Source organism: Cupriavidus mimosae (assembly GCF_023952485.1).
In the GTDB taxonomy this organism is placed as follows: domain Bacteria; phylum Pseudomonadota; class Gammaproteobacteria; order Burkholderiales; family Burkholderiaceae; genus Cupriavidus; species Cupriavidus taiwanensis_C.
This window is the reverse complement of the sequence record NZ_JALHRY010000006.1, coordinates 228,448-249,563: the sequence shown is the minus strand read 5'-3', so window position 1 is coordinate 249,563 and position 21,116 is coordinate 228,448. Positions and strand designations below refer to the sequence as shown.

Annotated in this window: 17 protein-coding genes; 9 read left to right on the top strand and 8 right to left on the bottom strand. The window is 70.4% G+C overall.

From position 1 onward, the window contains the following. Positions 1-10 precede the first annotated feature (10 nt). Complete coding sequence (locus MKD50_RS13775; protein WP_252667352.1) at positions 11-4,342, bottom strand: YhdP family protein; 4,332 nt, start codon at positions 4,340-4,342, stop codon at positions 11-13. A 261-nt stretch (positions 4,343-4,603) separates the two neighbouring features. On the opposite strand from MKD50_RS13775, the gene glnE reads away from it, so the two are divergent. Further along, complete coding sequence (gene glnE, locus MKD50_RS13770) at positions 4,604-7,474, top strand: bifunctional [glutamate--ammonia ligase]-adenylyl-L-tyrosine phosphorylase/[glutamate--ammonia-ligase] adenylyltransferase (RefSeq protein WP_501993630.1); 2,871 nt, start codon at positions 4,604-4,606, stop codon at positions 7,472-7,474. Then, on the top strand, positions 7,464-8,108 hold the full coding sequence (gene rrtA, locus MKD50_RS13765) for a rhombosortase (protein ID WP_115706474.1): 645 nt from the start codon (positions 7,464-7,466) through the stop codon (positions 8,106-8,108). Before glnE ends, rrtA begins: the two co-directional genes overlap by 11 nt. Before the next feature lie 3 nt (positions 8,109-8,111). Here rrtA and MKD50_RS13760 read toward each other — a convergent pair whose 3' ends face one another. The 4 genes from MKD50_RS13760 to MKD50_RS13745 form a co-directional block, all read right to left on the bottom strand. Beyond that, positions 8,112-9,740, bottom strand: coding sequence for a rhombosortase-dependent MprA family serine protease (locus MKD50_RS13760; RefSeq protein WP_252667350.1), 1,629 nt, complete (start codon positions 9,738-9,740; stop codon positions 8,112-8,114). 150 nt (positions 9,741-9,890) lie between these two features. Next, on the bottom strand, positions 9,891-10,337 hold the full coding sequence (locus MKD50_RS13755) for a hypothetical protein (protein ID WP_252667349.1): 447 nt from the start codon (positions 10,335-10,337) through the stop codon (positions 9,891-9,893). Between the two features lie 68 nt (positions 10,338-10,405). Further along, complete coding sequence (gene recN / locus MKD50_RS13750) at positions 10,406-12,160, bottom strand: DNA repair protein RecN (protein ID WP_252667348.1); 1,755 nt, start codon at positions 12,158-12,160, stop codon at positions 10,406-10,408. Between the two features lie 67 nt (positions 12,161-12,227). Further along, positions 12,228-13,145 carry an NAD kinase gene (locus tag MKD50_RS13745; protein ID WP_018006940.1) on the bottom strand — a complete coding sequence of 306 codons (918 nt, stop codon included), beginning with the start codon at positions 13,143-13,145 and terminating at the stop codon, positions 12,228-12,230. Between the two features lie 114 nt (positions 13,146-13,259). Here MKD50_RS13745 and hrcA point away from each other — a divergent pair, with 114 nt between their 5' ends. The 3 genes from hrcA to MKD50_RS13730 all read left to right on the top strand — a co-directional run bounded on the left by hrcA (position 13,260) and on the right by MKD50_RS13730 (position 15,908). Next, positions 13,260-14,294 carry a heat-inducible transcriptional repressor HrcA gene (gene hrcA / locus MKD50_RS13740; RefSeq protein ID WP_115706478.1) on the top strand — a complete coding sequence of 345 codons (1,035 nt, stop codon included), beginning with the start codon at positions 13,260-13,262 and terminating at the stop codon, positions 14,292-14,294. 106 nt (positions 14,295-14,400) lie between these two features. Further along, positions 14,401-15,516 (top strand): ferrochelatase, encoded by a 1,116-nt coding sequence (gene hemH, locus MKD50_RS13735; RefSeq protein WP_252667347.1) that lies wholly within the window; start codon positions 14,401-14,403, stop codon positions 15,514-15,516. Continuing rightward, complete coding sequence (locus tag MKD50_RS13730; RefSeq protein ID WP_252667346.1) at positions 15,513-15,908, top strand: RNA-binding S4 domain-containing protein; 396 nt, start codon at positions 15,513-15,515, stop codon at positions 15,906-15,908. Before hemH ends, MKD50_RS13730 begins: the two co-directional genes overlap by 4 nt. A 62-nt stretch (positions 15,909-15,970) precedes the next feature. Here MKD50_RS13730 and MKD50_RS13725 read toward each other — a convergent pair whose 3' ends face one another. Next, positions 15,971-16,144, bottom strand: a complete 174-nt coding sequence (locus tag MKD50_RS13725; RefSeq protein WP_172582621.1) for a hypothetical protein — start codon at positions 16,142-16,144, stop codon at positions 15,971-15,973. Between the two features lie 275 nt (positions 16,145-16,419). On the opposite strand from MKD50_RS13725, the gene grpE reads away from it, so the two are divergent. Together grpE and MKD50_RS13715 are read left to right on the top strand one after the other, a co-directional pair. Beyond that, on the top strand, positions 16,420-16,995 hold the full coding sequence (gene grpE, locus MKD50_RS13720; protein ID WP_240074055.1) for a nucleotide exchange factor GrpE: 576 nt from the start codon (positions 16,420-16,422) through the stop codon (positions 16,993-16,995). 104 nt (positions 16,996-17,099) lie between these two features. Then, complete coding sequence (locus tag MKD50_RS13715; RefSeq protein ID WP_240074057.1) at positions 17,100-17,531, top strand: thioredoxin family protein; 432 nt, start codon at positions 17,100-17,102, stop codon at positions 17,529-17,531. A gap of 13 nt (positions 17,532-17,544) precedes the next feature. On the opposite strand, the gene MKD50_RS13710 is transcribed toward MKD50_RS13715, so the two are convergent. Beyond that, a complete protein-coding gene (locus MKD50_RS13710) occupies positions 17,545-18,840 on the bottom strand; it encodes a phospholipase A (protein WP_115706483.1) in 1,296 nt (431 codons plus the stop codon). Positions 18,841-18,973: 133 nt separating this feature from the next. After that, positions 18,974-19,405: a DUF1841 family protein gene (locus tag MKD50_RS13705; RefSeq protein WP_252667345.1), complete on the bottom strand. Its 432-nt coding sequence runs from the start codon at positions 19,403-19,405 to the stop codon at positions 18,974-18,976. Between the two features lie 94 nt (positions 19,406-19,499). Between MKD50_RS13705 and MKD50_RS13700 the strand changes: the two genes are divergently transcribed. Both MKD50_RS13700 and MKD50_RS13695 read left to right on the top strand, forming a co-directional pair. Continuing rightward, the gene (locus MKD50_RS13700) at positions 19,500-20,438 is read left to right on the top strand and encodes a DMT family transporter (protein ID WP_115706485.1); all 939 of its coding nucleotides are present in this window, start codon (positions 19,500-19,502) and stop codon (positions 20,436-20,438) included. Between the two features lie 88 nt (positions 20,439-20,526). Beyond that, positions 20,527-21,114 carry a malonic semialdehyde reductase gene (locus MKD50_RS13695; protein WP_252667344.1) on the top strand — a complete coding sequence of 196 codons (588 nt, stop codon included), beginning with the start codon at positions 20,527-20,529 and terminating at the stop codon, positions 21,112-21,114. The last annotated feature ends 2 nt before the right edge of the window (positions 21,115-21,116 follow it).

Sequence of the window (21,116 nt, the reverse complement as noted above, 5' to 3'; positions counted from 1 at the left end):
GCATCTTCTTCTAGCGCGGGAAGGCCGGATCCGCGCGGTTGTCGAAGGTCGGGCCTTGCGCCTTATTGTCCTCCACTTTGCCGACCTGTGGGTTGGCCCAGCTGCCCGAGATGCGGTAGTGCTGGGTGAACATCTTGGAGAACTCGTCGGCGAACAACAGCTGCGCGGCGAGCGTGCCGATGCCCAGCGCCGGATTGATAAAGGCCGCGGCGATCGACGTGGTGGTGGCGTTGATGCGCGGCACCACCTCGACGCGCAGATCCTGGGTCTCGCGCAGCAGGTTGGCGGTGCCGCTCATGCTGGCGATGATCTGCGGGCTGCGCAGCTTGAAATCCTGGATGGTACCGACGCCGTTCTCGATGGTGCCGCTGCCGGTGATGCGGTCGAACAGCAGCCCGCGCCCCGAGAGCGTGCGGAAGTCCAGCGTGGCAAAGCGCAGCAGGCCCTGCAGGCTGAGCACGCCCAGCAGGCGGGCCGCGCCCGGCTCGACGCTGAGGATCTGGCCGTTCTCCAGGTCCAGCGACAGCTTGCCCGTCAGCGTCGGATAGTCGATCGACAGCGGCGAGCCGCGCCACGCCACGCGGCCTTCGAGCTTGCCCTTGCCGTCGCTGAGGGTATGCGGCAGCCCCAGCCGGTCCAGCGTCGCGCCGGCATCGCGCACGTCGATGGCGAACGACAGCAGCGTGCGGCGCTCGGCGCTGGCGTCGGCGCGCAGGCGGCGCGGCACGCGCCAACTGCCGTTGCCGGTCAGGGTGGCACCGGGCTGTTCGATCTGCAGCTTGTCCAGGGTCCAGACCGGATCGGTGCCGCCGGTACTGGTCTCGGTATGCGCCTTGACCTCGAGCTTGCCGAAGTCGTGGCCGCGCAGCATGAACTGGTCGGCGACCAGGTCGATCGCCGGCAAGGTGTCGATGCTGCTCGCCAGCGCATCGACCACGTTGTGCTCGTCGCTGGCATCGGGCACGTTCAGGCGCGCCAGGCGCAAGCGCAGAGAACCGGCGGCAGCCGTCGCGCCCGGGCGCCATTGCACCGCGCCGGCAACCTGGCGCGACTCGACCCTGGCGTTCCAGCCGTCGGCCTCGCGGCTGGCGTCGAGCACGACCTCGTCGAGCGTGCGGCCCATGCCGTGCAGCGTGCGTGCGCGCAGCGCGATGCGGCTGGGCAGGAACGGCGAGGGCTGCTCGTCGGCCCCCGCGCCGCCAGCACCACCGGCGAAGGTCGCGCGCCAGGCATCGATATCGAGCTGGTCGAAGGTGGCCCCGGCACTGACGCCCGCGGCCGGCAACGGCGCCGCCTGCTGCACGCCGATGCCGCCCGCCAGCACTTCCAAGCCGTTGCCGCCATCGCGGCGCAGCAGGTAGCGGGCGTTGAGCACATTGCCCAGCTGCAGCGCCAGTTCGTCGGTGCCGGCGCGCGCGGCATTGGCCGCAGGCGCGGCCGGGCGTAGTTCGACGCGCAGCGGCAATGCGGGCGCGGCGGCCTTGGCCAGCGGCGCCGGCAGCTGCAGCGCCATGCCGTTGAGCTCGGAGTTCAGCTGGACCTGCATCTGCCGCTCGCGCACGCCGATCACCGCGCTGTAGCCGGTGGTGCCTTCCAGCCGCGCCGCCAGCGGCGCCAGCGCCGTGCCCGCGGCAGCCTCGCGCAGCCCGGCGGCCGAAGCCTGGCCGCTGGCGTTCACGCGCGTGGCGCCGTCCGGCTGCGTGCCGCCGGCAAGGCGCAGCTCGCCGCCAAGAAAGCGCGCGCGAATGTTTTCCAGCCCGAAGCCATGCTCGTTGAAGGTAATGACGCCGCTGGCATTGCCCAGCAGCGGCAGTTGCGGGCTGAGCACGACATCGTTGCCGGGAAAGCGGAAGCGGCCATCGACCCTGGCCGCGTCGGCGTGTTCCAGCGGCATCTCGAGCTTGAGCTTCAGCTCGCCGTTGCCGCCCGCCCGGGCCGCATCGGCCACGTGTCCGGTCCACTCGCGCACCGGCGAGGCGTTGATGTAGCGTACGAAGCCTTGCACTGGCCCGGTGGCGCTGCCGTCGATGGCGAGCTTGCCGCGCGGGCTCAGGTCGTCGATGCGGCCGCTGACATCGTGCAGCGTGACGCCGGCAATGTCCTGCACCGTGGCCCGGCGCGCCAGGAAGGTCATGCCGCCGCGGTCGAACACCACGCGCCCGGCGATGTCGGTGAACACCGGCCATGACGATGCGCCGGGGGTGCCGTGCGCCGGCTCGTGGCTCGCGTCATGCGGTGCGATCTGGTAGCTGACGTGTTCGATCGGGACCTCGACGCGGAACTCGCCCGCCTGCTCGCGCGGTGCCTGGAACGGGAAGTGCGCGAGGTCGCCGCGCAGCACGAAGCTGACCCCGGCCGCCTCGCCGCCGGTGAGCGCGCCGGACAGGTAGTGGCGGGTGCCGGCGGGAATGCTCAGCGGCAGGTAGCGCGGCACCCGCGCCACTTTGGCGCGGGTCATCTCGCCGGCCAGGTCGGCGATGCCCGAGACGCCGTCGCCGCCTTCGCGCCAGGTGCCGCGCACCGAGCCGGCGGCGTCGGCATTGGCAAAGCGCACGCTCTCCAGCGTCACCGCGAGCTTGCCGTCGCGGCGCTGCCAGCGCACGTCGCCGCCGATCTGGTCGAACCCCAGGCGCGGGTCTTCGAACAGCCCCGGCAGCACCAGCGCCGCGTCATTGCCCTCGAAGCGCGCGCTGCCCTGCTGGTCGTCGAGGGCGAAGGTGCCGGACAGGCGCGCGAAGCCCGGCGTGCCCAGCCGCGGATGCCCGGCGTTGTCGAGCGCCGGCACCGCGGGCTGCCCGTTGATCGAGACCTCGCGCAGCGTGCCCTGGATGCTGTAGTGGGGCTTGCCGCCGCCACGCTCGAGCATGCCGGTGCGCGCGCGGGTCCAGCTGACGTTGAGGTTGTCGATGTGCCCCGCCGGCTGCAGCGCGCGCAACTGGCGCAGCAGCGCGGTATCGATCGGCATCGAGGTGGCCAGCGCGCGCACCGTGTTCAGGTCCAGCGAGGGCGCCTTCAGCGAGAACTTGTTCAGGGTGCCGTCCTTGGCCCGGGCCCAGCCGATAGCCACCTTGCGCATGCCTTCGCGCCAGCTGCCGTCGGCCACCGCGGGCGCGTTGCCGGCATCGGGCACTGCCGGCTGCTGGGCCTGCTGCGGCTGGAGGGGCTGCCATAGCAGCGTGTCGACGGTCAGCAGGTTGCTGCCGTCGCGCTCGGTCCGGTGCAGCAGCAGAGCCTGCGCGTTGGCCAGCCGCAGCGGCGCGGCGGCGCCGGCCAGTTGCAGGTCGACGCCGCTGGCGCGCAGCCGGGTCTGGCTGCGCACGATGCGCCCCTGGCGGAATTCGATGCTGCCGTCGGTGCTGAAGGTGCCGCTGGCGACGCGCTCGAACATCGCCAGGTAGCGCTGCAGCACCGGCAACTGCAGCTGGCCGAGGTCCCAGGTGGCCTGGCCGGTCCAGTGGCGCCAGTTGCCGGCGCTGTGCAGGTAGTCGTCGCGGAAGGTCGAGCGCACCTCGAGCGGGCGCGGGCCCAGCGCGGGCGAGCGCGCTTCCAGGTGGAAGGTGTGGCGCGCGCCCTCGCGGCGCGTGTCGAGGCGGATCTCGCCGATGTCGAGCCGGGGCAGGCGCGCCTTCTCGTCGAGCCAGCGCAGCTTGCCGTCGGACAGCGCCACGCGCCCCTGCGACATCAGCCAGCCCAGGAAGCGGTCGTCGTCCTGCTGGCCGCCGGTGGCGTCGACCATCATGCCTGCGACCAGCAGCCGGCCCTCGGGCGTGCGGCGCACCAGGATGTCGGTGCCGCTGGCGCTCAGGCTGACGAACTGCAGGTTCATGCTGATGAGCGAACGCCACGCCAGCTTGCCGTCGAGGGTGGCGGCCGACAGCAGCGCGCGCTGCTGGCCGTCCACCGCGCTCAGGCCGCGCGCGCGGAAGGCGGGGTGCCAGCCGTCCCAATAAGTATCGAGCGAGCCGATCCTGACCTGCGCCGACAGCGCCTGCGAGCCGCGCTGTTCCAGCCACTCGCGCGCGGCCGAGGCCTGCGGCCACAGCACGAAGCGGATCAGCAGCCCGGCCGCCAGCGCCAGCACGGCCAGCACCAGCGCCACGCGCACCAGACCGCGGCCCAGGGCGCGCCAGAACGGATGGCGCACGGCCGCCGCGACCGCGCGCGCACTGGCGCGGGCCAGTGCCCCGGCGCGCGCCCACGCGCAGCTCCGCCGGGGGGCGTCGGGGGCGTCAATGCCAAGGGAACCGGTGGGCGTAGCGGGCAGCGTGGTGGCGGCCTCGTGCCCGCCCGCGCCGCCATTGGGGGGAGAACCGTCAGCGGGTTGTGGGGCGCGGCTGGACATGCGCAGATTATCCGACAATACTAGCCGCTCTCCAATCTGGTGCCCGGCCGGCTAAAACAAGAAATGCGCAAGCTGCGCGCACCGCGGCGGGGTACCCCTGGCCGCACCTTTCGCACCTTTGCTCGCATTTCAAATACTGGAATGACTGCCTCTGATCCGACGAGTTCCGCCGCTGGCGACGCTGCTGACCAACATGGCGCGCGCGCCACACCGGAACCCGCCCATGCGGCGTCCGTCGCACCGGGGCAGGGCCCCGGCACCATGGCCGCCGGCGCCTTTGCCGTCACCGCGGCGCAGGCGCTGCAGCCGGATGGCGAAGGCGCCCGGGCAGGCGGCGACGTATTGTACTCGGCCGCGTACTCGCACTACGCGCGGCGCGTGCTGCAGGCCCGTCCGGAACTGCCGGAAATCCTCGCCGCCGCGGTGGCGCAGCCTCTTACGCGCGCCTGGATGGCAGCACGGCTGCAGGCGCTGCATGCGCCCTCGGCCGACGCCGAGGACGCCGCCAAGCGCGCGCTGCGCCGGCTGCGCGCCGAGGTCATGTGCGCGGTGATCGAGCGCGACCTGCGCGGCCTGGCAACGCTGGGCGAGGTCACCGGGGCCATGACCGATCTCGCCGAACTGGCGATCCAGCACGGCCTGGCGGTGTTGGGCGACGATCTTGCCGCCACCTTCGGGCGCCCGGTCGGCGCGCACAGCGGCGAGGTGCAGGAGCTGGTGGTGGTGGGCATGGGCAAGCTGGGCGGGCGCGAGCTCAATGTCTCGTCCGATATCGACTTGATCTTCCTCTACGACGAGGATGGCGAGACCCAGGGCGGCCCGCGCACCCTGTCCAACCACGAGTACTTCATCCGCCTGGGCCGCCGCCTGATCAACCTGCTCGCCGACGTGACCGCCGACGGCTACGTCTTCCGTGTCGACATGCGCCTGCGTCCCAACGGCGATGCCGGGCCGCTGGCCTGCAGCCTGGGCATGCTTGAGGAATACCTGGTGGTGCAGGGGCGCGAGTGGGAGCGCTACGCCTGGATCAAGGGCCGCGTGGTGTCGGCGCTGGACTCGCCCCATGCGCAGCGTACCGCCGGCCTGCTGGCGCGGCTGACGTCGCCGTTCGTGTTCCGGCGCTACCTGGACTACGGCGTGATCGCGGCGATCCGCTCGCTGCACGCGCAGATCCGCAGCGAGGCCGCCAAGCGCAGCGGCGGCCTGCCCGGGCACGGTGTCAACCAGCGCTCGTTCAATATCAAGCTGGGCCGCGGCGGTATCCGCGAGATCGAATTCATGGCGCAGGTGTTCCAGCTGATCCGCGGCGGCCAGGATCCCGCGCTGCGCATCCGGCCGACGCTGGAGGTGCTGGCGGTGGCGGTCGGGCGCGGCCTGCTGCCCGCCGGCCAGGCCGCACAGCTGGGCGATGCCTACCGCTTCCTGCGCCAGCTCGAACACCGGCTGCAATACCGCGACGACGCGCAGACGCACCACCTGCCCACTGCACCGGACGAGCAGCAGGCCGTGGCGCGGATGATGGGCTGCGCCGACTGGCCGGCCTTGCTGGCGCGGCTTGCCGAGCTGCAGGAACCGGTGGCGCAGCAGTTCGAAGCCACCTTTTCCGACCCCGACGCCGGCCCGTGCGAGGCCCTGTGGCCGGACATCGTCATGGAAAACAGCGCCGCGCGCGCGCAGGACACCCCGCGCCAGGACCCGTCGCAGACCGAAGCCGACAGCGCGGTGCCGTGCCAGCGGCTGCAGGCCGCCGGCTTTACCGACTGCAATGCGCTGCTGGACCGGCTGCGCGCGATCGCCGCGTCGCTGCGTTACCGCGCGCTGTCCGAAGCCAGCCGCGCGCGCTTCGACCAGCTGGTCAACCGCGCGCTCGACCTGGCCGCGCGCCAGGACGATGCCGACAGCACCATCGGACGCTTTATCGACTTCCTCGAGGCGATCAGCAGGCGCGCCTCTTACCTGTCGCTGCTGTCCGAATACCCGCAGGCGATGGATCGCGTCGCGCAGACGCTGCATGCCTCGCGCTGGGCCGCGGCCTACCTGACGCGCCATCCGCAGCTGCTCGACGAGCTGCTCGACAGCGACGCGCTGGCCGGCGCGCCCGACTGGGCCGCGTTCCGCAAGCGCCTGCATGAACGGCTGCTGGCCGCGGAGGGGCAGGTCGAGCAGCAGATGGACATCCTGCGGCGCGAGCACCATGCCGAGACCTTCCGCGTGCTGCTGCAGGACCTGCAGGGGATGCTGACGGTGGAGCAGGTGGCCGACCGCCTGTCCGACCTGGCCGATGCCATGCTCGACGCGACGCTCGAAACGGTGTGGCGCCAGCTCGCCACGCGCCACCGCGAGGTGCCGCGCTTCGCCGTGATCGCCTATGGCCGGCTGGGCGGCAAGGAGCTGGGCTATGCCTCGGACCTGGACATCATCTTCCTGTACGACGACGAGCACGAGCGCGCGCCCGAGGTCTATGCCGCCTATGCGCGCCGTTTGATCACCTGGCTCACCAGCCATACCGCGGCCGGCGCGCTGTTCGACGTCGACACGCGGCTGCGCCCCAATGGCGCGGCCGGCCTGCTGGTGACCAGCTTCGACGCGTTTCGCCGCTACCAGCTGCGCGAGGGCGACAACACCGCGTGGGTCTGGGAGCACCAGGCGCTGACGCGGGCGCGCTTCTGCGCCGGCGACGCCGCCATCGGCGCGCGCTTCGAGGCGCTGCGCGACGAGGTGCTGTGCCAGGAGCGCGACGCCGCGGCGCTGCGCGGCGAGATCGCGCAGATGCGCCGCAAGGTTGCCGAAGGCCATCCCAACCCCACCGACCTGTTCGATCTGAAGCACGATCGCGGCGGCATGGTCGATATCGAATTCACGGTGCAGTACCTGGTGCTGCTGCATAGCCGCGCCCATCCGCAGCTGACGCGCAATGCCGGCAATATCGCGCTGCTGCGCGAAGCCGGCGAGCTGGGCCTGATCGATGCCACGCTGGCGCTGGCGGTGGGCGACGCCTACCGGCTGTTCCGCGCGCGCCAGCACCAGATGCGTCTCGACGGCCAGGTCCATGCGCGCGTGGCGCCGGCATCGATGGCCGCGCAGACCGCGGCGGTGCGAACGCTGTGGCGGGCCGTGTTCGGTGACGACTGAGGCCGCCAGCGCGCCGGCGCCGGCCGGCGCATCGTGGCCGGGGCTGCTGGCGGCGGTTGCGCTGGTATGGTCGCTGTCGGCCGCCTTCACCTTTCTTCCCTGGTGGCACGCGCATGGCCTGTACCTGCGCGATGCGGTGCGGGTCGACGGCCAGTGGTGGCGCCTGGCCACGGCGATGTGGGTGCACCTGGATGGCCATCACTGGCTGGCCGACATGCTCGCCGCCAGCGGCGTGCTGGCGATCTGCGCGCGCGTGGCGCGGGTGCGCAGCCTGCTGCTGGTGCTGGTGGCGTGCGGCATCGCGGTGCAGCTGGTGCTGCTGCGCGTGCCGGCGATTGCCTGGTACGGCGGGCTCTCGGGCGCGCTGCACGGGCTGGCGCTGTGGGGCGCGCTGGGGCTGCTGCGCGCGCCGGGACTGGCGCGCGTCACCGGCGTGCTGCTGTGCCTGGGCGTGCTGGCCAAGGTCTGGGTGGAACAGTCGTGGCTGGCGCCGGTGGTGTTCGATCCGGCGTGGGGCTTCGGCGTGGTGCGCGTGGCGCATGCGGCCGGCGCCGTGGCCGGCCTGATGTGCTGGGTGTTGCAGGAGTGGTGGCTGGCGCGGCGGCCGGCGCGCAGCAACGGCGCGGCCGCCTGAGTGCTAGCCCCGGCGCCGCAGCGCGAAGCTGAACAGGCCCGCCACCGCGAGCAGCAGCGCGCTCCACAGCGGCACCGCGCCGCCGCCGCCGTCATCCGCGGCCGGCGCCGGCGCGGCCTGCACCGGCGGCATGCCCAGCGCGGCCAGCAGCGCGCCGTCGGCATCGAGCAGGCCCGCGCCGCACACTCCCGGATTGGTCGTGCAGAAGGTGCCGGACGGATGCGGACGCGCCGAGCTCTTCAGCGCCGCGGTGACCTGCGCGGGCGTCAGCGAGCCGTTGAGCGTGAACATCATCGCTACCACGCCCGAGACCATCGGCGCGGCGAAACTGGTGCCCGCCGACGACGCCACCACGTAGTTGCCCAGCGACGTTTTGCCATCGTTGCTCGTCGTGCGGATCACCGATGGCGTGACCGTGCAGCGGCCGTCGACCACCTGGGAGTTGCCACAGCCGCCGCCCGGTGCGCTGATCGCCACCTGCGGGCCGACGTTGGCATAGCTGGCGTTCTCGCCGTCGTTGGCGTGCGCGGTGACCGCGATCACGCCGCTGCAGTCGGCCGGCGCCTCGACCGCGCCGCGGTTGTTGCCGGCCGCGGCCACCACCACCACGCCGCGCGCATTCAGGTCGTTGACGGCTTGCTGCTCGATGCTGCTGCAGCTGCCGCCGCCCAGGCTGATATTGACCACGCGCGCCGGCGTCGGGTTGTCCGGCACGTTCGGCACCGGCAGGCCGCCAGCCCAGCGCATGCCGTCGACGGTGTCTGACAGCAGCGCGCCGCAGCGTCCGGAGACCCGCACCGGCAGGATGCGCGCGTTCCAGTCGACGCCCGCGATGTCGCGCGCGTTGTTGGTCTGCGCCCCCAGCACGCCGGCCACGCGCGTGCCATGCCAGCTGTTGTTGGTAGGATCGGGCGTGGGCGTGCTGCTGCCCGGGCAGGTGAAGCCGGCCGGCAGGTTGTCGCCGGCATCGGTCGGGTCGCCGTCGCGGCCGTCGCCGTCATTGGAGACCGTGGTGGTGCTGATGAAGTCGTACCCGGACAGCAGCCGCCCTTGCAGGTCGGGATGGGGCAGGATGCCGGTGTCGACCACCGCCACCACCATGCCTGTACTGCCCCGGGTGCGGTCCCACGCGCGCGGCAGGTTGACGCCGCCGACTGCGGTGCCGGTGCCCTTCAGGTACGGCTGGTTGACCTGGAACTCGGGATCGTCGGGCAGGGTGTCGTGCAGCCGCAGCCAGCGGTCGGGCACGGCATCGGCCACGCGCGGATCCTGGCGCAGCCGTGCGGCCGCTGCTTCGGGATCGGCGGCATGGGCGTCGGCCACCTGCAGCAGCTGCAGGTTGCCGCCCATGGCGCGCCGTGCCGACAGGGCGATGCCGGTGCGTTCGCTCAGCTGCTTGAGGGCTTCGGCGGCAGCCGGCGACTTGACGGCGCCGCTGCCATCGACCGCGCTGGCGCCGTCGCGCCAGCGCACGATGATGTGGCCGGTATAGGCCGGTGCGGACTGCGCGCCGGCCGCGAGTGCCGTGCCGGTCGGGACCGCGCCGCATGCAGCGGCGGCGGCCAGGGCGATGACCCGCCAGCGGCGGGCCGCGAAGCTGCGGCGGAACACGGACAGCGCGGATTGCGGCATGGATTTCTCCTCCCTGGGGCGTAGCGCGCTCGGGCCGGGCCGGCGCGTGGGCATGTTATGTAGCGAATACGATCCAGCCGGGTTGTGCAAGGGCGGTGTTGTTTTCGTCCCCGTTCGTTAATGCCGCATTCCGTACGGGTCAGCTCCGCCTCAGCGCGCGGGCATGTCGCGGCTGGTGGGAATATTGCGGCTGGGCTTGAGCAGCCGGTCGGGTTCGGCGGTCTCGATGCGCGGCGTGGCGCGCAGCGTGTCGACGGCCTGGTCGAGGGTGTCGTCGGCCGATGGCGAGATCGCCGTGACCAGCCAGACTCCGCCCGACATCGGCCGCTTGACCACGTAGCGGATCGGACCCTTGATCTCTGCCAGCAGCTTGCCGGCGTCTTCGGACAAGTCCACCGCGGGCGGCTTGAAGCGGACCATGATGTCGCCAAGCGCGCGGTCATCGCTGATGCTGCCCGGCGGCGGCGCCGAAGCCTTGTGCTGGGCCTGGCAGGCGGACAGCGCCAGCAGTGCGGCCGAGGCGGCGGTGGCAATGGCCAGCACAGCGCGCAGCGAGGCGCGCGGGCGGTGGTCGGTGGGCGGCGCTGGGCGGGTCATGGGGAAAGCTCCTGTCGATAAATAAATTGGCGCGGTGCCACGCAAGGCCGCTCAATGTGGCGCGAACCTTAGCCGGCGGCGGCGGCGCGGCGGCCGCGCTTGCCGTCCTTGCCCGCGCGCGCGGACTGGCCGGCGCCGCTGTCGGCCATGCCCTGCGCCAGCATCTCTTCGGCATGTTGCAGCGTCGTGGCGGTGACGGTGGCGCCGCCCAGCATGCGCGCGGTCTCGACCACGCGTCCGGCCGGGTCGAGCACGCGGATGCGCGAGCGCGTCACCGAAGCGTCGGCCTCGGCCGTGGTTTCCTTGCTGACCAGCAGATGGGTGCCGGCCTGCGCCGCCACTTGCGGCAGGTGGGTCACGCACAGCACCTGGCGCGCGCAGCCGAGTTCCTGCAGGCGCCGGCCCACCACCTCGGCGACCGCGCCGCCGATGCCGGTGTCGACCTCGTCGAAGATCAGCGTGGGCGTGGGCGAGGCTTCGCTGGTGATCACCGAGATCGCCAGGCTGATGCGCGCCAGTTCGCCGCCGGAGGCTACCCGGGCGAGCGGGCGCGCGCTGACGCCGGCGTGGCCGGCAACCAGGAACTCGACCTGCTCGAGGCCGTAGCTCTGGCCTTCGTCGAGCGCATTGAGCGCCGCGACAAAGCTGCCGCCCGCCATCGACAGGCCCTGCATGGCGTCGGTGACCGCGCCGGACAGCGCCTGCGCGGCTTGCTGGCGAGCATGGCTGAGATGCTGCGCCAGCGTCAGGTAGGCGGCCTTGGCCGCGGCCTCGCGCGCCATCACCTTGTTCAGGTCCTGCGCGGCCTGCAGGTCGTCGAGCTGCTGGCGGCGCGCGACCAGTTCATCGGCGAGCTGCTCGGGCGGCAGGCGGTATTTGCGCGCGGTGGCGTGCAGCGCCTGCATGCGCTCTTCCACAGCCTGCAGCCGCTCGGGATCGAGCTCGAGCCGGTCGACATAGCGCGTCAGCGAATGCGCGGCTTCCTCGGCCTGCACCTGCGCCGGCTCGAGTGCGGCCAGCACGTCGCGCAGCGCGGCGTCGACATCGGCGAGCTGCTGCAGCCGGTGCACGATGCTATTGAGCGCCGACAGCACCGAGCCGTCGGCCTCGGACAGCGCCTCGAGCGCGGCGCGGCTGCCGTCGATCAGGCCGGCGGCGTGCGAGAGCCGGTTGTACTCGGACTGGATCTCGTCCCATTCGCCCGGCTGCGGGTTGAGCTTGTCCAGTTCCCCCACCTGCCATTCGAGCCGTTCGCGCTCGAGCTGCATCTCGCGCGACTGGTGCTCGACCGCTTCGCGCTGGCGCACGCAGGCACGCCAGGCGCGCCAGGCCTCGGCCACCGCGGCGGCCTGCTGCGTCAGGCCGGCGTGGGCGTCGAACAGCAGCCGCTGCGCATCCGGGCGCAGCAGTTGCTGATGCGCGTGCTGGCCATGGATGTCGACCAGCTGGTCGCCCACTTCGCGCAGCTGTGCCAGGGTCGCGGCGGCGCCGTTGATAAAGGCCTTGCTGCGGCCGCCGGCATCGACCGTACGGCGCAGCAGCACGGTCGGCACGCCGCCGTCTTCTTCGCTGTTGAGCTCGCGCTCGGCCAGCCACGCATCGAGCGCGGGATGGGTCGAGAAGGTGGCGCTGACGCTGGCGCGCGGCGCGCCTTCGCGCACCACGCCGGCATCGGCGCGCTCGCCCAGCACCAGCGCCAGGGCATCGATCAGGATCGACTTGCCGGCGCCGGTCTCGCCGGTGAAGACGGTAAAGCCGGAGGCGAAGTCCAGGTCGAGGGTGTCGACGATGACGAAATCACGGATGGACAGGCTGCGCAGCATCGTGGCGGGGAAGGGTGGTCGGTCCGATGAAGGGTCGGGCTCGGGCTGAGGGGCGGCTGGATGGCGCTCAGAGGCGGTTGTCTTCGGACGGGTATTCGTGCCAGTGCAGCTTCTTGCGCAGCGTGGCGTAGTAGTTGTAGCCCACCGGGTGCAGCAGGTTGATGGTCTTCTGCGAGCGCCGCACCACGATGCGGTCGCCCGGCAGCAGCGAGGTCAGGGACTGCATGTCGAAGTTGACGCTGGCGTCGCGCGCGCTCGCCACTTCGATCGTGACCTCGGCGTCGTGCGGCAACACGATCGGCCGGTTCGACAGCGCGTGCGGGGCGATCGGTACCAGCACCACGCCCGACAGCGTGGGATGCAGGATCGGCCCGCCGGCCGACAGCGCGTAGGCAGTGGAGCCAGTGGCGGTCGACACGATCAGGCCGTCGGAACGCTGGTTGTACATGAAGTGGCCGTCGACCGAAACCGCCAGCTCGACCATGCCGGAGATGCCCGAGCGGTTCACCACCACGTCGTTCAGCGCCAGCGCCGAGAAGATGTCCATGTCGTCGCGCACCACGCGCGAGGCCAGCAGCAGCCGGGTCTCGGACTCGTAGCGGCCGTCGAGCATGTCGGGCAGCACGGTGTGCGCGTCTTCCAGCGCAATATCGGTCATGAAGCCGAGCCGCCCGTGGTTCACGCCGATCAGGGGCACGTCATAGCCGGCGAGCTGGCGCGCAATGCCCAGCAGCGTGCCGTCGCCGCCCAGCACCACGGCCACGTCGGCCTGCGTGCCGATCTCTTCGGCGGACAGGGCGGGGTAGGCGGTCAGCCCGGTGGCCAGCGCGGTCTCGCGCTCGAACACCACATCCTGGCCGTTGCGCAGGATATAGGAGGCGATCTCTTCCAGCGGCCCTTCGATGCCGGCGGTGGAGTACCTGCCCACCAGGGCGACGGTCTTGAATGGAGTGCGCACGGCGCTGGCTTTGGCTGGGGCGGACATGCCGGGATTAGACCATACCGCCGTGACGGTTGTCAGCAGGCGCTGGCGGCCCATCCCGCGGCACATCGGGCCGGTCCGCCAGAAGGTCCAAAACTTGCGTAAAATCGGGGCATCATGGATGAACGTTCCAAAACGCTGCTCAAGACCCTGATCGAGCGCTACATTGCCGAAGGCCAGCCGGTCGGTTCCCGCACCCTGTCCAAGTACTCGGGGCTGGACCTGTCGCCGGCGACGATACGCAATGTGATGTCCGATCTCGAGGAAATGGGTTTTATCGCCAGCCCGCACACCTCGGCCGGCCGCATCCCGACGCCGCGCGGCTACCGGCTGTTCGTCGACTCGATGCTGACCGCCAAGCCGCTCGAGCGCAACGCCGACCTGGCCGAGCTGACCGGGCAGATCCAGGACCAGCTGGGCGGCCAGCAGCTGGGGCCGCAGCGCATGATTACCGCGGCCGCGCGCACGCTCTCGAACCTGTCGCACTTTGCCGGCGTGGTGATGACGCCGCGACGCGCGCAGGCGTTCCGGCAGATCGAGTTCATGCGGCTGTCGGACAAGCGCATCCTGCTGATCATCGTCAGCCCCGAGGGCGACGTGCAGAACCGCATCATCCAGACCGAACTCCCCTACACGCCGGCGCAGCTGATCGAGGCTGCCAATTTCTTCAACTCGCACTATGCCGGCATGAGCTTCGACACCGTGCGCAGCCACCTGCGGCTGGAGCTGCAGGACCTGCGCCGCGACATGTCGCAGCTGATGCAGGCCGCGGTCGAGGCCGGCAGCGCCGCCGAGGACGAGGACGACGACCACGTCTATATCAGCGGCGAGCGCAAGCTGCTCGAAGTCGACGACCTGGCCTCGAGCATGGACAAGCTGCGGCGCCTGTTCGACGTGTTCGAGCACAAGACCAGCCTGCTGCAGCTGCTGGACGTGTCCAGCCATGCGCAGGGCGTGCAGATCTTTATCGGCGGCGAAAGCCGGCTGGTGCCGATCGAAGACATGGCGGTGATCACCGCGCCGTACGAGGTCGACGGGCAGATCGTCGGCACACTAGGGGTGATCGGCCCCACCCGCATGGCCTACGAGCGTGTGATCCCGATCGTCGACATTACCGCGCGGTTGCTGTCGAGCGCGCTGAGCCAGAACTAGTGGTCCGGCGTTCCGGTCTGAACGACGGCGCCAGTCCCGCCGCGCGAGCCCGGCGCCGCTGCGCCGCGCCCGTCCCATCCCGGCATCGCGCCATCCCGGAAGCGACATGACGTTTTCTCCCGAACCGGCCTACCAGCACGGCCAGGCGCCACGCACGGCGATCCTGCTGGTCAACCTGGGCACACCCGATGCTCCCACGCCGAAAGCGGTAGGGCGCTACCTGAGGGAGTTCCTGTCCGATCCGCGCGTAGTGGAAATCCCGCGCGCGGCCTGGCTGCCGCTGCTGTACGGCGTGATCCTGCCGCTGCGCTCGCGTGCGTCGGCGCTCAAATACGAATCGATCTGGCTGCGCGAGGCCCATATGACGGGCTCGCCGCTGCTGGTCTACAGCGAGCGCCAGGCGCACGCGCTGCAGCGGCTGCTGCACCAGAACGGCCACGACGTGACGGTGGCGTGCGCGATGCGCTACGGCAACCCGTCGATCGCCTCGGTGATGGAAGCGCTGCGCCGCCAGGGCTGCGAGCAGGTGCTGGTGCTGCCGATGTATCCGCAATACTCGGGCACCACCACGGCCACCGCCTTCGACGAGGTGTTCCGGGCGCTGGGCCAGTGGCGCAACCAGCCCGAGCTGCGGCTGGTCAAGCATTTCCATGACCATCCCGCGTATATCTCGGCGCTGCAGCAGCAGGTCGCGACCTACTGGAGCCGGCACGGCATGCCGGATTTCGGCCAGGGCGACAAGCTGATCCTGTCGTTCCACGGCGTGCCGCGGCGCACGCTGGAACTGGGCGATCCCTACCACTGCGAGTGCCTGAAGACCGGCCGCCTGCTGGGCGAGGCGCTGGGCCTGCAGCCGGGCCAGTACCAGGTGACGTTCCAGTCGCGCTTCGGCAAGGCCGAGTGGCTGCAGCCCTATACGGCGCCGACGCTGGCGGAGCTGGGCAAGGTCGGCGCCGGGCGCGTCGATGTGTTCTGCCCTGGCTTTCCGGCGGACTGCATCGAAACGCTGGAAGAAATCGCCATGGAAGGCCAGACTGAGTTCAAGGTCGCGGGCGGCAAGGAATTCCATTTCATTCCGTGCATGAACGATGCCGCGCCGTGGGTCGCGGCGATGGCGGAGATCGCGCTGCAGCACCTGCAGGGCTGGCCGCTGGCCACGCCGCATGCGCATGAACTGGAAGCGCGGCGCACGCGTGCGCAAGCGCGGGGAGCGGCGGCATGAACGTGGATTTCGAGGCGGATGCGCGCCAGCGCATCGACAAATGGCTGTGGTGCGCGCGCTTCTTCAAGACCCGCTCGCTCGCGGCCGAAGCCGTGGAGCGCGGCAAGGTGACCGTCAACGGCCAGCTGTGCAAGAACTCGCGCGAGGTCAAGCCCGGCGACAAGGTTGCGCTGGAGGCACACCAGCAGCGCTGGGAGTTCGAAGTGAAGGGCATCGCCGCGGCGCGCGGGCCGGCGCCGGTGGCGCAGACGCTGTACCAGGAAAGTGCCGAGAGTCAGTCGCGCCGGGCCGCCGACGCTGAGCGCCGGCGCCTGCAGCCCGAACCCTCTGCGCAGATCCAGGGGCGCCCGACCAAGCGCGACCGCCGCCGCATCGACGACTTCAACGGCTGAGATGGCAGCGCGGCGGCACCGTTGCCGGTGCCGCCGCGCGATGGATCGCCAGGTGGGGCAGCTTATTCCTGCGCGACGTCCTGGCTGACGAAGGGAACGATGTAGTGCTTGAACACCGCCTTGCCGCTGCCATACTCCGTATCGCGCGGGGTAAAGGCGCCGGACAGGCAGATAAAGGCGGTCATGACCGCCAGTGCGGCCACGAGGCACAGCGTCACGACTGGTAGCTTATGCATGGCCAACCTTTCGGAAGCGGCACAAAAATGAACCATCTCCTGGGCCCTCGACATTTTTGTCATTTTTCTTACTAAGAATCTTAGTGAGGGCATCGGCGCAAAGCAATAAGGCGTCGATTGCAGCAGGCCAGGCTTTGTAACCGTGTGTTTCGGCGTCGCGCCGGCGCCACTCTTGAAATGCGGCGAGCTGCCACCACCTGCATCGGACACACGCCGATTTACCACCCGCGGCCAGCCCCACGGCGGGCCGCGACACTGCATTGATACGGATCGACATGGAAGACCAGAAGCAGACGCCATCCAACCAGACTGCGACGCCTGCGGGCGATGAGGCGGCCAGCACCGCCACCGCCAGCCCGGAGACCGGCGCGCCCGAAACTGCGGCTACCGCCGTGGACGACGTGGCGGCCCAGCTGGCCGCCCTGGAAGCCAAGGCCAGCGAGCATTACGACCTGTACATGCGCGCCGTTGCCGAAGGCGAGAACATCCGCCGGCGGGCGCAGGACGATGTCGCCAAGGCGCACAAGTTCGCCATCGAGAACTTTGCCGACAACCTGCTGCCGGTCATGGACAGCCTGCAGGCCGCGCTGGCCGACGGCTCCGGCGATATCGCCAAGCTGCGCGAAGGCGTGGAACTGACCGCGCGCCAGCTGGCCGCCGCCTTCGAGCGCGGCAAGATCGTCGAACTCAATCCGGTGGGCGAGAAGTTCGACCCGCACCGCCACCAGGCCATCTCGATGGTGCCGGCGGACCAGGAGCCCAATACCGTGGTCACCGTGCTGCAGCGCGGCTACACCATTGCCGACCGCGTGCTGCGCCCGGCCCTGGTCACGGTCGCGGCGCCGAAGTAAGCCGCCGGCCCTGCCGTCACGGCCCGACGCCCGGTGCCTGCCGGCCCGGGCGTTCGTCATTGGGAGCGCGCCTCATCCGGGGCGAAGCGCATCAGGAGCGAACCATGAGCACCGAACCGCAAGCCGACGCGCCGGACCCGTCCGCGGCCCCGCATCTCGACCACCGCGCCTTTGATGCCTTTGCCATGCGCGAGGTCGACGACGCCACCATCGACGCCGCCATCGCCGCCGCCGGAGACGCGCTGGTGTGCGTGTTCTTCTGGGGCGTGGACTGCTTCAACTGCGAAATGGCCAAGAAGGCCATGCTGGCCAATCCCGGACCGGTGCGCGCGCTGGAACTGCACTGGCTGCATGCCAACGTCTATGCGCACCCGCAGCTGGGACGGCGCTTCGGCCTGCACGGCATTCCGGTGTTCATGTTCTTTAAGAACGGCAAGAAGCTGGGCCGCGCCACCGGCTGGCACGGCCACGGGCAGTTTGCCGCGGCCGTCGCCAATGCCCGCCTGAAGGCCAGCGGCAAGCCGCTGGCGGGCTAACGCAGGCCTGGCTTCAGCGCGTCAGCGCGTAGCCGATGCGGAACTGCCACGGCAGCTTGTGGTTATAGTCGAGCAGGCTCTCGCCATAGCCGACAAAATATCCCGCCATCAGGTAGCCGGCCGTGCCGGGGATCAGCCGCGCCATCGGGTAGGTCAGCTGCGCGTCGACGCTGCCATACCACTTGCGCGTGCCCTTGCGCAGCGTCGCCGAGAACTCCCATGAGTCCGGCCGCCCATAGGCGATGCCCAGATCCATGAAGCCACGGTAGTGGGCGATGTCCGGGTTGTCGGCCTTTTCCACATAGGCGTAGAGCTTGGGCGCCACGCGCCAGTGCCAGTCGTTCTGGTCGCCGAAATAGAAGGTCGGCTTGACGAACACCGTGTTGATGCTGCGCGATTCCACGCCGTTGCGGCCGTTGGATTCATGCTCCAGGCCGGTGGCCAGCGACATCCGGCTGATCACGCTGTTGCGTACGCCGGTATCCGACAGGTAGTAGAACAGGCTGGGCCGGTAATTGGTGTCGCGGAACGGCGCCGAATCTTCGTTCAGGTCCCACAGCGAGAACTGGGTGTAGCTGAAGTAGAGGTTATCGAACAGGCGCTTCGACGCAGGATCCTCGCCCTCGAAGATGCGGTACTTGAAGCTGAACTGGAACTTGGCGTTGGCGCCACCGTGCGCGCCGACCATGAAGTACATCGGGTCGTGGAACGATAGCCGGGCGCTGTCGCGCAGGTCGGCCGGGGCGGGGGCCGTGGCCGCGGCCGTGGTGATCCCCGTCACCGGGACGGGCGCGCTGTCGGCGGGTTCAGGGCTGTCCACGGTGGCCGGCACCTGGCTGGCCACCGGCGGCGTCGACGTGGCCGCCTCGCCCGGCTGCGGCAGCCGGTTCAGCGTGACCAGCACCGGCGCAGCGTCGATGCCGGTGGCATCCAGCCGCACCTGGCCGCGCAGCGCCGGCGGCAGCGCCACCGTGTAGCGGATGGCGCGATGCTCGCCACGGCGCAGGTTGACCACGGCGGGGCCGGAGACTTCGCGCCACAGCACCAGCCGCACCGGCGCCTGCATCTCGCCGGAGGCGGTCACTTCGAGTGTGTCGGGAATACGGTAGCGGCGCGTGGTGTTATCGGCCGACACCACCAGGGTCAGCGTCAGCGGCTGGTTGCCGTCGATCACGCGAGGCGGCTGCAGCAGCGCCACGCCGGCATGGCCGGTCAGCGGCCAGGCCAGCATCAGCGACAGGCAGAGCGGGGCGACGGCACGGCTGGCTGGCGCCAGGCGCTGCCGCGAGAAAAAGGCAGTAGGGGGCATGAAGATGCGCGACGTTGCCGGGTGATGGCAACGTAACTAGGGAAAACTCGGAGACAAAGCCTATCACGCATGCCCGCGACGGCTTGTGAGGAATTGTACGCTGCACTTTTTTTGGCGTACCGGTGGGGCGCTGTCAGCGGTTGGCGCGGCGCTTGACGCAGTCGACGTAGTGGTCGCCGTCCGGCGGCTGGCCGGTGCGCTGTGACTGCCACAGCATTTCGCCCAGGCATTCCATCACCTGGTGCTGGGCTTCGTGCGGGGAATCGAGCCGGCGCGCCAGCGCCTCGTAGGCCTGGCGGATGCCGCGCGGCTGGTCGACCGAGACCTGTTCCGAGATCGACAGGTGCATCGCCAGGTGCAGGAAGGGATTGGTCTGGCCTTGCTCGGGGGTATAGTCGTGCGCCAGCGCACCTTCGGTGTCGCGCAGCAACTCGTGGTACTCGGGGTGCTCGCCGATCCAGTCGACGGCGATGGCTTCCAGCGGGGTCAGCACGCCGCCTGCGATCTGCTTCTGCCAGGCATCGCAGAAGAACCGGCGGACTTCTTCTCGTGAGGGATTGAACATGGTGGCGCCATTGTAGACGACGGGGCCTGCCCTTGCCGGCGCTTGCCGCGATGGCGCCAAGTAGAATGCGGGATCGCCGACCCCTGCCTGCACGATGACCGCATCCGCCCCCACCGCCCCGACCGCAGCCCGCGACAAGCTGGCCGGCGTGCTGCTGATCGCGGTCTCGGCAAGCGCCTTCGGCGCCATGGCCATCTTCGCGCGCTTTGCCTACGCCGCCGGCGCGGACGTGTACGGGCTGCTGCTGGTGCGCTTCCTGCTGGCCGCGGCGGCGCTGGCGTGGGTGATGCGCACGCGCGGTATCGCGCTGCCGCCGTGGCGGCGCGTGCTGGCGCTGGCGGCGATGGGGGGCATCGGCTATGTCGGCCAGTCGTTCTGCTTCTTCAGCGCGCTCAACCATGCGCAGGCCAGCCTGGTGGCGCTGCTGCTGTACCTGTACCCGCTGTTCGTGACCATCCTCGCCGCCATCTTCCTGAAAGAGCGGCTGACCACCGCCGCGGTGGTGGCGCTGGTGCTGTGCTCGGTGGGCGCCGGGCTGACGGTCGGCGGCGGCGCGGGCTCGCCGCTGGGGATTGCGCTGGGGCTGGCGGCGGCGGTGATCTATTCTGTCTACATCATCGTCGGCGCGCGCCTGACCGCCGGCGTCAACCCGATCGCCACCACCACCGTGATCTGCACCGCGGCGGCGCTGGTCTACGGCGCCGTCGGCGTGCTGCGCGCCGGCGCAGGCACGCCGCCGCAGTTTCCGGCCGATGCCGGCGGCTGGCTGGCGCTGGCGGGGATCGCGCTGCTGTCGACCGTGCTGGCGATCCTGACCTTCTTTGCCGGGCTGCAGCGGCTGGGCGCGGCGCAGGCGTCGATGCTGTCGACGCTGGAGCCAGTGGTCACCGTGGTGCTGGCGGCCCTGCTGCTGGGCGAGCAGATCGGCGCGGCGCAGGCGCTCGGCGGGGGCCTGATCCTGGCGGGGGTGCTGTGGCTGACCCGCCGCGGCAGCGCGCCGGCGCCAGCGCGCGCCGACATGCAAGGGAATTGAACGGGTTGCTCAAAGGCGCTGTCGTGAAGCGCGCCGGCGCTTGGGTACAATCGCGCCTTCTCTCACCTCCCGTACGGAAAGGACGCGCATGTCCCAGATCGACCACGCCGCGCTGGCGCAACTGTTCACCGAAGCCCGCACGCACAACGTGTGGCAGGACCGCCATGTGGACGATGCCGTGCTGCACCAGATCTATGAAGCGATGAAGTTCGGCCCGACCGCTGCCAACAGCAGCCCCGCGCGCATCGTGTTCGTCAAGAGCGCCGCCGAAAAGGCGCGCCTGGTGGACTGCGTCTCGGCCGGCAACGTCGACAAGACCCGCTCGGCCCCGGTGACCGCGATCATCGCCTTCGACACCGCCTTCCACGACCAGTTGCCCAAGCTGTTCCCGCACGCCGATGCCCGCTCCTGGTACGCCGGCAACGACGCCAAGATCGCGCGCGATGCGCTGATGAACAGCTCGCTGCAGGGCGGCTACTTTATCCTCGCGGCGCGCGCGCTGGGCCTGGACTGCGGCCCGATGGGCGGCTTCGACGCCGACAAGGTCAACGCGGCGTTCTTCCCGGACGGCAATTGGCAGGTCAACTTCCTGTGCAATCTGGGCTATGGCGTGGCCGACAAGCTGTATCCGCGCGGCCCGCGCCTGTCGTTCGACGAAGCCTGTCGCATCGTCTGAGC